An 11,281-nucleotide genomic window follows, 5' to 3' on the forward strand; every position below is an offset into this window, starting at 1 on the left:
TCTGTTTCTCTCTGTCTCTTTTTCCCGACCGTCGAGTCAGGTAAACGCCTTCTGCGATATGAAAGTTTCTCCTTGCAGCCAGTCGCTTTCATCACATAGCTTTATAGCGCCGCAGCGCGGCCTGCGCAAAATATTTTTATCGTATAGACCACAGAGGCCCGAATTTTCCATAAAAAAGGAAAGGACTGTCCCGGCAGGTCTTTTTGCCGGGACAGTCTCGTTCTCTCCTCTTTTCTCTATTCTTTTTCCTCTTCTTTCCGGCAGATACCTGCGTCCCTTTCTGCACTAAAAAGTGTGACGGCTGCCATCAGTGCCAGCGGGACAAATAGCAAAAGCAGAAATGTCCAGGGGCTTTGCCCTCCTCCCCCTCCGCCTTCTCCGATGAACGGTTGAAAATCTATGGCAAAATGAATGAGGATCGGCAGCCACAGATTCTGAAAGCAGATCCGAAACGCAGCGAACATCACACCCAGCGCCGCCGCATAGAACACCTGTTGATTTATTTCTCCCAAAGATGCGTTTTGAAACAAGTTATAGTAATGCAGCGCTCCGAATATCAAGGCAGAAATCAGTCCTGCCAACAGTAGCCGGTGTCTGCTGTTTTGAAAAGCTTTTTCCAGCGCCGACAGGATCAGCCCCCGCACCAAAAGCTCCTCAAATACCGCTGCTGCCACTGCTATGAAAAAACACTTCAGGATTGAGACCGGATCCAGTTGGAGCACATCCATCCAGTTAAAAAACATCCCTATCTGAAACGCCACTATTAGGAAGACTGCCCCCAACAGCCCCAGTAGTATCTTTGTCCGGCCGGAAAGATGTAAGGGGTTCTTTTTTTCCAGCTCTTCCCGGATCAAACATCCGCAGACAGTCGCCAAAGCCACACTGACAAACAGTCTGCTCCCTTCCGACAATAACGTTCCGTTTGTCAGATCTAATCCCAGGGCTCCCAGAGCAGGAACATAAATACTAAAGATAGCAAAGATGGCTACCGACAAAGCCAGTTGAAATTTCCAGTTGCATTTGATATCCGATTGTTTTTGCATATTCTTCTCCTTCTTTCTCATTTGCTGTTTATCCTACCACACACCGTATAAAATTTTTGTTAAGACGCTCCGATATAAAGAAAGTTTACCTCTCTGAAATATCTGATTTTGATGTGCATATTGCACATTTTGTGATATTGCTTCCGGTAGATTATTGACTTTTATTACAAATCTCTATATACTTAAGTGAGATTTATTTCACAATTTATTTTACAATATGTTTTGTTTCTGAAAGGAGGCCAAGAGAGTATGTGGGGACATATTTTCGATCTGAACAACCCGCTGGTAGGAGCGGAAAACACTTGGATGCTTTGGACGATCTGCGTTTTGGGAGCGGCCATTGCCATCTACCTGGAACAAAAGTATGAATGGGCGGCGAAACTGACCGGTGCCATCATCGCTCTTGTTCTTGCAATCGTTCTTTCTAACTTTGGTATCATTCCTATGGATGCGCCAACCTGGGATAATGTATGGGGCTTTGTGGTTCCTCTCGCCATCCCGCTTTTGCTGCTGCAGTGTGACATGCGCAAGATCGGAAAAGAAGCAGGACGCATCCTGATCATTTTCCTTTTTGGATCTGTTGGAACTGCCTGCGGCGCTCTTCTTGCTTATGCAGCGCTTCACAAGTTCATTCCTGAACTGGCAGGACTTGCCGGCGTATTCACCGGGACCTATATCGGCGGAACGGTAAACTTTGCCGCACTTGGCGCTGCCTTCGACGTATCCGGAGAGATGATCTCTGCCGCTACCGTTGCAGACAACCTGTTGATGGCGCTTTACTTCTTTGCGCTGATCGCCATTCCTTCCATCGGATTTTTCCGGAAGCACTTCAAGCATCCTTATGTAGACGCTGTAGAGGCTTCCAGCGCCCACGCTGATAAAAATCAGACGAATGCTGCCGCATTCTGGGGACGGAAGGAAATCTCCCTGAAGGACATCGCGCTTGGTGCTGCCACCGCATTCACCATCGTTACCCTGTCCGACATTATCGCTACCATCTTTGCAAGCATCATTCCTACAGGCAACGCCTTTTTGGGAATCCTGAATACTCTGATGGGCAACAAGTATCTGTGGATCACTACCATCGCCATGTGCTGCGCTACGTTTGCGCCTGGTTTCTTTGGAGAGATCAAGGGAACGAACGAGTTGGGAACTTTCCTCATCTATATTTTCTTCTTCGTGATCGGTGTTCCCGCTTCCATCGTTATGATCGTAAAGAATTCACCGCTGCTTCTGGTGTTTGCCGCGATCGTCGTGTTTGTAAATATGCTGTTTAGCTTCGTTGCAGGAAAACTGTTGAAATTCAACCTGGAGGATATCATACTGGCATCTAACGCCAACATCGGAGGTCCGACTACGGCTGCCGCTATGGCTGTTTCAAAAGGATGGACCGATCTGATCGGCCCCATCGTGCTGGTGGGAACGTTGGGATATGTTCTGGGAACCTATTTTGGATTGATCGTCGGAAGCATTTTAGGACTCTAAAAGCTGCGGCTCAGTTAGAAAAAGTTCAGACAGGGACGGAGCCTTTTTCCGTTCCTGTTTTTGTATCGTAATTTGCAGGGATTTTATAAGGCTCTGCTATTTTGCATAAGCAGGACAAGTCACCCGGACAGAAAGGAGTTTCTTATGAATTTTGATGCACACTGCGATATCTGGACAGATGTGACCCACCATTACCTGAGGGGGGAATCTGACATTTTTCGCAAATACCATTATGAACGACTGAAAAAGGGAGACATCGAAGGGGGAATCTTCGTTATCTGGAACGACCCGCCTTTTGACAAAGACCCTCTGAAACGCACCCGGCAGATGATGGAAGCCATCGCACAAGAAGAACCCCTGTGTGCGGATATCCTGACGATCGCACGATCCTATCGGGATATCCAGACGGCAAAAAAAGAGGGGCGAATGTACACCCTGATCGGACTGGAAGGCTTGAAAAGTATCGGGGAAGACCTGGCTCTCATTGAGGAATTTTATCAGTTTGGCGCCCGCCATGCCGGCCTGACCTGGAACGAGGCCAATCCCCTTGCCACGGGAATCAAGGGCGATCCTAAAAGAGGTCTGACAGACGTGGGGAGGCAGGCTGTAAAGAAAATCCAGGATCTGGGAATGCTTCTGGATGTCTCTCACCTGAACGATGCCTCCTTCTGGGATCTTTTAGGAGTGGCAAACGGCCCTGTTGTAGCCTCGCACTCAAATTGCCGCGCGCTGTGCGATCAGAAACGTAACCTGACCGATGCGCAGTTAAAAGAGCTGGCAAAAACAGGCGGTGTCGTCGGACTAAATTCCTTCAACGAATTTGTCCATGACATCGAAAGTCAGCAGACGTTGGAAAATCTCGTGAAGCATCTGGATCATATGGTGGAGGTCATGGGAATCGACCATGTAGGCTTTGGCTTTGACTTTGCAGAATTTCTTTGCGGAGATACCCTCAGTTCCTTCAGCAGCCAGTCCACTCCCTATACCATCGGACTGGAGGATGCCTCCCAGGTTCCCGGCGTGATCGAGGAAATGCGGCGGATCGGATTCCATCCGGACGAAATAGAAAAAATCGCTTATAAAAACTGGCATCGGGTCATCGAAGAGGTCATTGGTTGATCCTGTCAAAAGAGAGTATTCCCTCCGGCAAAAAACCGGAAGAAATACTCTCTTTTTGTCCTATAAGTTTTCTTTTTTCCTGTTTCGCGGCGGAAGCCTTTTCTGTCGTCCCGGCAATCTTACTGCTCCGGCAATCATCACAGAAATGCCTCCCCTGAAAAGATGCGATCTATTTTACAAAGATTCTTTTGATTCCCTTTAATACCTGGATTCCCAGGAAGCTTCCCAGCGCACATCCATAAACAATCCCCAACTGGCCGGGCGTCAGCGTCTGTACCTTAAAAATCGGCTGTAGCACCGGTAATAACAGCACGGCGGTGATCAACGCGGTACCTAACAAGAAGGCCCCGATCAAAAACAGATTGTTAAAAAACATCTTGGTAAACAGTACCGGCTTTTCTGATTTGCAGTTAAATCCGTGGGCCAGTCGGCTCATACACAGCGTTCCAAAGGCCATGGTACTTCCCAACAGACTTCCTCCCTCCCGCAGTCCCAGCAAAAAGGCGGCTACGGTAGCTCCTCCTATGATCAGACCCTCTGTTCCGATCCTTCTCAAATACGCCCCGTTTAAGATAGACTGGCCAACCGGTCTTGGCTTCTCCTGCATCACTTCACTGGTGTGCGGCTCCAGCCCCAGCGCAATGGCAGGCAGGCTGTCTGTCAAAAGGTTGATAAACAGCAGGTGTACCGGTGCAAAAGGAACCGGAAGGTTGGCGACAGAGGCATACAGCACTGCCAAAATCGCCCCAAAGTTGCCCGAAAGTAAAAATTGAATAGACTGTTTGATATTTCGGTAAATGTTCCGTCCGTTTTCAATCGCCTTGACTATCGTAGCAAAATTGTCATCTGTCAGCACCATAGCCGCTGCATCCTTGGAGACCTCGCTTCCGGTGATCCCCATGGCCACTCCGATATTGGCCTGCTTCAGCGCCGGCGCATCGTTGACGCCGTCTCCCGTCATGGATACAATATTTCCTTTTTCCTGCCATGCCCTTACGATACGAATCTTGTGCTCCGGAGACACCCTGGCATAGACGGAGATCCCTTCCACAAATTCCTGTAGTTCTTCATCCGTCATCGTTTCAATGACGGCTCCCTCACAGGCTTCCGACTCTTCTTTCAGGATCCCGATCCTCTTTGCAATGGCCGCTGCCGTTACCTTATGATCTCCTGTGATCATAATAGGCTTGATCCCTGCACGGATACATTCTTCTACTGCCTGTTTAGATTCCTCTCTCGGCGGATCCATCATAGAGATCAGCCCCAGGAAGGTCAGTTCCGCCTCATCCTGCAGCGTCAGGTCTTTCTCCTCGTTCAGAGTCTTATAGGCAAAAGCCAGTACTCTCAACCCGTTTTTAGAAAATTCTTCATTCTGGGTTTCGATCTTCTGTTTGTCCTCTTCTGTCAAGGACCGGATATCCGTCCCCACCTGTATAGAAACGGCTCTGTGAAGCAGGACGTCCACGGCTCCCTTTACCACCATTACTACTTTCTCGTCCTCCCTGTGAGAGACGGACATCAGCTTTCTGTCGCTGTCAAAGGGAATCTCTGACAGCCTTGGAAATTGCTGCCGGATCCTGGCGGCCGGAACTCCCAGCCGATCCCCCAGATTGATCAGCGCTGTCTCTGTCGGGTCTCCGATCTCTTTTCCGTTCCGGTTGGAGGAATCATTGCACAGCATGCTGTACCACAGCAGTTTCTTCTGATTCTCCTCTTCTATGGAAATCTTCTCTGCCGGGATTCTGATTTCATTCACGTAGTAGTCTTCTACCGTCATTTTATTTTGTGTCAGGGTTCCTGTTTTATCCGAACAGATGATAGATACACTTCCAAGACCCTCTACCGCCTGAAGCTTCCGGATGATGGCATGCTCCTTCGCCATTTTTTGTGTTCCAAAGGAGAGGACGATGGTAACAATAGAGCTTAATGCCTCCGGAATGGCTGCCACTGCCAGCGCTACCGCAAAGAGAAACGCATCCATTGGTCTTCCGCCCCGAACGACCATGACCCCAAACAAAAGACCGCAAAAAACCAGGATGGCAATGGAAAGTTTTCTTCCAAAATCGTCCAGACTCATCTGAAGAGGCGTTCTTTTTTCCTTGGTGCTTTCCAAAAGGCCTGCGATCTTCCCTACTTCTGTCTGCATCCCAATGGCTGTCACTTCAAAAGAAGCTCTTCCATAGGTAACCAGTCCCCCTGAAAACACTCGGTTTGTCTGGTCTCCCAGTGCGGCTCCCTCTTCCACCTCGTCCAGGGATTTTTCTACCGAAAGGCTCTCTCCCGTCAGGGCGCTTTCATCCACCTTCAGACTGGCGCAGGTAAGAAGCTTCCCGTCAGCAGGGACCATATCTCCCGCCTCCACGATCACTTCATCCCCGATGGTAACCTCTCTGGATGGAATCTGCATCAAATGCCCGTCTCTTCGCACCTTCGCTTCCGGCGCCGACAACTGCTTCAGACTATTCAGGGACTGCTCCGCTTTAATGGTCTGTACCGTTCCCAAAATGGCATTGATGGTAATAACGACAAAAATAACAGCCGCACTTTCCATATCTCCCAAAAATCCTGATATGATCGCCGCCAAGATCAAAATAATGACCAAAAAGTCCTTGAACTGCTCCAGAAATAAAACAAAGGTGCTTTTCTTTTTTCCCTCCGTCAGTTCGTTAAATCCATACGTTTCCTGATGACGCTTTGCCTGTTCACTCGTCAGCATATCTGTTTCTTCCTTTCTTTGTGATACCGCCTGTTTTTACACAACTACTTCGTTTTGACAACAGCCTCTTATCCTGCGATCCTACTTTTTAAAAGCACCTGTCAGAGGCTTTTTACAACAGTGCTTTTTAAATGTCCACTCAAGAGCTTTTCGAATGAAAACTCTAATGAAAATTTGAAGGAATTTCCTGCGAAACAAAAAAAGACTCCTGCTGTATGAACCATACAACAAAAGTCTCACCATTTCATCGCGATACCGGATGGGTTCCATCGTATTGACGACATCGCAAACGCCAAAAATCGGCGCCAGTTACTCCCTTTTATCGAAACCCTATATTACAGGACTTTTTTCCTTCTGTCAAGAAATTCTTTTTCCCCTTATTCCTCTTTCTTATGGGCTTCAATGGTCTTTACGATCCTTTCCCTCACCTCCCGTGCAAGCTCATTGGTACTCATTCCCTCGTATTCCTCCGGATACAGAGGCGGAAGAAAATGAACCTGTACCGTTGTCTGGCGAATGGTATTTCTGTCAAAGGGGACGAAGGCATCGATCAGGGCAACCGGAACGATGGGACAGCCTGCCTTGGTTGCAGCCTTAAAGCTTCCCCCCTTAAATTCCTGCACCTTGTTTCCCTCTTTTGATCTGGTCCCCTCCGGGAAGATCAGGTAGTTTCTTCCGTTTTTTACTTCCTTGGAAACTTCCAGGATCACTTTCATGGCCTGTCGAACATCCTCTCTGTCCAGCATATATGCTTTCATGCAGGCAAATACCTGTTTTAAGAAGGGAACGTTGGCAACCTCCTTTTTCGCGACCACCGAAAAAGGAATCTCACAGACCTGCGTGATGGCCAAAACATCATATAGGCCCTGATGATTGGGGAAAAACATGAACCCTCCCTCTTTTGGCAGATGCTCTGTTCCATAGCTTTCCACCCGCACATTTCCCCCTTTGTTCGCCCGATAGGTAATATAGCGCAGCAGACGGTATCGTTCTTCTTCCGTATATTTTTCCACATGCCCCGCATAATAGCACAGCTTTATCCACAGGTACGGGATCAGGAAAATATTCCGCAGTACCATGTATAAGATTCTCTTCATCTTTAAAATCCTCTCATCCTTTGTCGATCCTTCACATCTGTTCCGGATGTCCGGTCATTTCGTATAGATTTCCCCCCCGGCAGTCCGCCACCACAATGGCGGGAAACGCTTCTACCCGCAGCTTTCGGATCGCCTCTGTTCCCAGATCCTCATATGCGATCACTTCCGATTCCACAATACATTTTGACAGAAGTGCGCCGGCGCCTCCTACCGCAGCCAGATATACTCCCTGGTGTTTTATGATGGCATCCAGAACTTCCCGGCTTCTTTTTCCCTTCCCGATCATCCCTATCAGCCCTTCTTCCATCAGTCTGGGCGTATATGCATCCATCCGGCTTGACGTTGTGGGACCTGCAGATCCAATGACCCTTCCCTCTCTGGCCGGTGAAGGCCCCATATAATAAATGGTCTGTCCCCTGATATCCAAAGGAAGCTCTCCATGGCTCTCCAGAGTCTCGTAAAGTCTTTTATGGGCAGCGTCCCTGGCTGTATAAAGGATTCCGCTTAGAGATACATAATCTCCTGCCTTCAGCGTTTTTGCCGTTTCCTGTGAAATCGGCATCTGTATGTTCTTTTTCACCGTCTATATCTCCCTTGTACAATGTCTGTTTACATGGCAGCAAATGTTGATCCCTACCGGAAGTCCTGCTATATGGGTAGGATAGGTTTCTATATGTACAGCCAACGCCGTCTTTTTTCCTCCCAGTCCTGCCGGTCCGATTCCCAGTCGATTGATTTCCTCCAGCACTTCCTCCTCCATCTGTTTTACCCAGGGGATAGGAGAAGCCTTCCCCGTTTCCCGAAGCAAAGCCTCCTTTGCCATGCAAGCGCACTTTTCAAAGGTTCCTCCCACTCCCACTCCTACCACGATCGGCGGACAGGCGTTCGGACCTGCTTCCTTCACAGCCGTCAGGATCGCCTGGCGGATCCCCTCTTTTCCATCGGAAGGCTTCAACATACATACCTTACTCATATTCTCACTGCCAAATCCCTTGGGAGCTACTTTGAGCCGGATCCCATCCCCCTTTACGATATCTATATGAAGAACAGCGGGTGTATTGTCTTTGGTATTTTCCCGGATGATGGGATCTCTTACCACCGATTTTCTCAAAAATCCTTCCTGATATCCCTGTCGGACTCCCTCGTGGACCGCTTCCTTCAGATCCCCGCCTTCCAGAAACACCTCCTGCCCGATTTCCAGGAAAACAACAGCCATTCCCGTATCCTGGCAGATGGGAATCTGTTCTTTTTTTGCCACCTCCAGATTTTCCTGTAGCTGTTCCAGAACCTGTTTCCCTAAAGGGCTTGTTTCCTCTTCCTTTGCCCTTTTCAGAGCATCTTCCATATCCTTGGATAAAGAATAATTGACCTCGATGCACATTTCCTTAATGTGCCTTGTAATCTCTTCTACCTGCAGCCTTCTCATACCCGAATCTCCCGTTTCTTTTATTCTTCCTCAGTATATCACAGGTTCCCTAAAAATCTAAATAGGGTTCCGTAAGGTTTTTCCAGTCCCGGTGTTCTTCCAAAAAGGCATTTGCCGCTTTCACTGTCCGGTTTCGCATATAATTCGTACTTCTGATGTCCATCTCCTTGTTTTTTTCTGAAATGTTGGAGAAGTAGCGGAACACATCCATCTTCACTCTGTCACTGTACCTCTCATAATCCAACTGTGTCAGAACCTCTGCTCCGTCCAGAGAAGGTCTTCGCAAAAGATAGTAAACATCTTCTTCTTTCAGTTGCTTTTCCTGCGCTACCAGGTATTTTGCCGCGATCTCATCCGGTCTGGAAAAGGAAAACAGGAGATAGCAGACGCTGACCACCGCCGTCGTATAAAGGAATACCGGAAATTTTTCCCGAAAGATCTTTATGGTCACTCCCCCCATGATAAGCGCAAGAACTACCAAAAACCACATCACAAACAGTCTCAAAAATGTCAGATGATATACCTGGATATACAGCAGCATCCGGTAGCCTGCCGACAGGATCATAACAAATGTACACCCGGAAATCAGGGCAAGAAGAACGGACAGCACTTTATGCTTTTCAAAAAAGCGGGACCAGATGATCACAAGAAACAGGTTGACGGTACTTACAAACAAAAGCTCCCAAAATCCGCCTCTTGCATATTGTGCATAGGTCATTCCCTGAGGAAGCCCCTTCTCGATCCCCAAAAACAGATACGTGATCTGAATGGCTACATACAGAAGATAGATGATGCCTATTACGGTAAGAGAGGTGATCCCAATGACAGGATTCCCTTTTTTTCGATGGGCCTCTTTCCCCCGGATCTCACTGTTTTTACACAGACTGAAGAAAAACGTATAACAGATATGAAAGCCAAACAGGACAGAAAATACGATCTGGATTCCGTCCCAGATATTTACATACTTTAACAGACGTCCTACCATCTGTGAAAAGACTGCATCTGAGTTCAAAAGAAACGGAAGAATAACAGCCAGGATCCCGATCCCCAAAAGGACTCCTATCAGGCCTGCCGTCCATTTTTTCTTTCTTGCAGTCGTATTCCCTGAAAAATACGCTATGGTATGGGAATAAGGCTTGAATGTAGAAAGAAACATATTTCCTGCTATTACAAAAAAGCCCTTTACATAAGTCAGACTGCCTCCCACTTTTTTGTCATAGAACTGGTGTATCATAAACAGGATATACAAACACAATATTCCGATAGTATTACACACATAGAAAAACATGGATGTCGTCAGTGCGGAAGAAATTCCCAAAAGAATCATTCCGGCTAAATAGATATTTGTTCGTTTCTTTTTTGGTATTCCTGTTTTTTTCAGTAGAAATGATCCTATGACTATGATAGAAAGAACCCATAAAATGTTGTTGATCCCCATTTTACTCTGATAAAAAAACAGGGTATACAGCAGTCCATACAGAAGGCTCATCCCTCCAAAAAAAGCAAATTTTTCTTTCATATATTCCGTTCTTGTCTGTTCCATCATTTCCTCGATCTCGGTTTTCCTCATCCGAGATCTTCCTCCTTTCAGGTTATGATTTTTGGCTTATGGTTTCCGGTTTACTACGTTCTGCCTGTATTTCCCTGTCTTTTTCCTTCTGCTTTTCCCTATCTGTCTCTTCCCGGCAGTATTCCAACAGATCTCCCGGCTGACAGTCCAGTTCCCGGCAGATTGCTTCCAGCGTAGAGAAACGGATCGCCTTCGCCTTTTCATTTTTCAGGATGGACAAATTTGCAGTTGTAATATCAATACGTTCCGCCAACTCAGATACTCCCACTTTTTTCCGTGCCATTACTACATCCAATCGAACTCTGATTCCCATTGCAGAACCTCCTATATCGTAAAATCTGTTTCTTCTTTGTACAAAATGGCCTGTAGAAAAACCTGTGACAGCACTCTGCTAAAGACGGCTGCAATAAAAAATACCAGCAGGATGATGGCTGTAGCCCAGGTGGGGACCCAAAGCAGTTTTACAAGAAACAATCCGAAAATCCCCATGCTGTATGCCGCCATAGCATTTAAGCTTTTTACGTTTGCCCTTACAAAGCAATGTTCAGCCAGGACAGACTTTATCATTTTTCTCAATTCATACACGATCAGAATCCCAAAAATTCCCGCAATTCCAAAAACGATCAGATAAAGCAGATATTCCTTCTGTATCGGCCTGATATACCTTTCCCCCAGAAAGCGAAAACTAAATGGAAGTGTGGCAACGATCCCGATTCCGGAAATCAGCATAAAATCCAGCAAATATTTTGTAAATGTTGCAAGCTTTTTATCCATCCTGTTTCTCCCTTTTCCATTCATTCTTTTTTCTAAAATTTGTAGAAGGGT

At 47.1% G+C, this 11,281-nt stretch carries 10 protein-coding genes; 2 read left to right on the forward strand and 8 right to left on the reverse strand.

Annotation, left to right across the window (positions count from 1 at the left end):
* Positions 1-236: 236 nt before the first annotated feature.
* The gene (locus SOW26_RS01485) at positions 237-1,043 is read right to left on the reverse strand and encodes a CPBP family intramembrane glutamic endopeptidase (protein WP_320651752.1); all 807 of its coding nucleotides are present in this window, start codon (positions 1,041-1,043) and stop codon (positions 237-239) included.
* Positions 1,044-1,292: 249 nt separating this feature from the next.
* On the opposite strand from SOW26_RS01485, the gene SOW26_RS01490 reads away from it, so the two are divergent.
* Together SOW26_RS01490 and SOW26_RS01495 are read left to right on the forward strand one after the other, a co-directional pair.
* Complete coding sequence (locus tag SOW26_RS01490; protein ID WP_154477179.1) at positions 1,293-2,528, forward strand: DUF819 family protein; 1,236 nt, start codon at positions 1,293-1,295, stop codon at positions 2,526-2,528.
* A gap of 144 nt (positions 2,529-2,672) precedes the next feature.
* Positions 2,673-3,647: a dipeptidase gene (locus SOW26_RS01495; RefSeq protein ID WP_276959924.1), complete on the forward strand. Its 975-nt coding sequence runs from the start codon at positions 2,673-2,675 to the stop codon at positions 3,645-3,647.
* A gap of 169 nt (positions 3,648-3,816) precedes the next feature.
* Here SOW26_RS01495 and SOW26_RS01500 read toward each other — a convergent pair whose 3' ends face one another.
* The 7 genes from SOW26_RS01500 to SOW26_RS01530 all read right to left on the reverse strand — a co-directional run bounded on the left by SOW26_RS01500 (position 3,817) and on the right by SOW26_RS01530 (position 11,230).
* Positions 3,817-6,363, reverse strand: coding sequence for a cation-translocating P-type ATPase (locus SOW26_RS01500; RefSeq protein WP_320651753.1), 2,547 nt, complete (start codon positions 6,361-6,363; stop codon positions 3,817-3,819).
* A gap of 377 nt (positions 6,364-6,740) precedes the next feature.
* The gene (locus SOW26_RS01505) at positions 6,741-7,460 is read right to left on the reverse strand and encodes a lysophospholipid acyltransferase family protein (RefSeq protein ID WP_276959922.1); all 720 of its coding nucleotides are present in this window, start codon (positions 7,458-7,460) and stop codon (positions 6,741-6,743) included.
* Positions 7,461-7,491: 31 nt separating this feature from the next.
* Positions 7,492-8,040, reverse strand: coding sequence for a Fe-S-containing hydro-lyase (locus SOW26_RS01510; RefSeq protein ID WP_276959921.1), 549 nt, complete (start codon positions 8,038-8,040; stop codon positions 7,492-7,494).
* Between the two features lie 3 nt (positions 8,041-8,043).
* Positions 8,044-8,886 (reverse strand): fumarate hydratase, encoded by an 843-nt coding sequence (locus SOW26_RS01515; protein ID WP_154477172.1) that lies wholly within the window; start codon positions 8,884-8,886, stop codon positions 8,044-8,046.
* 49 nt (positions 8,887-8,935) lie between these two features.
* On the reverse strand, positions 8,936-10,456 hold the full coding sequence (locus SOW26_RS01520) for a DUF4153 domain-containing protein (RefSeq protein WP_154477170.1): 1,521 nt from the start codon (positions 10,454-10,456) through the stop codon (positions 8,936-8,938).
* Positions 10,457-10,478: 22 nt separating this feature from the next.
* Positions 10,479-10,769 carry a helix-turn-helix domain-containing protein gene (locus SOW26_RS01525; RefSeq protein ID WP_154477169.1) on the reverse strand — a complete coding sequence of 97 codons (291 nt, stop codon included), beginning with the start codon at positions 10,767-10,769 and terminating at the stop codon, positions 10,479-10,481.
* Between the two features lie 11 nt (positions 10,770-10,780).
* The gene (locus SOW26_RS01530) at positions 10,781-11,230 is read right to left on the reverse strand and encodes a DUF2975 domain-containing protein (protein WP_154477167.1); all 450 of its coding nucleotides are present in this window, start codon (positions 11,228-11,230) and stop codon (positions 10,781-10,783) included.
* Positions 11,231-11,281 lie beyond the last annotated feature (51 nt).

Source organism: Suipraeoptans intestinalis, from assembly GCF_034091795.1.
In the GTDB taxonomy this organism is placed as follows: Bacteria; Bacillota; Clostridia; order Lachnospirales; family Lachnospiraceae; genus Suipraeoptans; species Suipraeoptans intestinalis.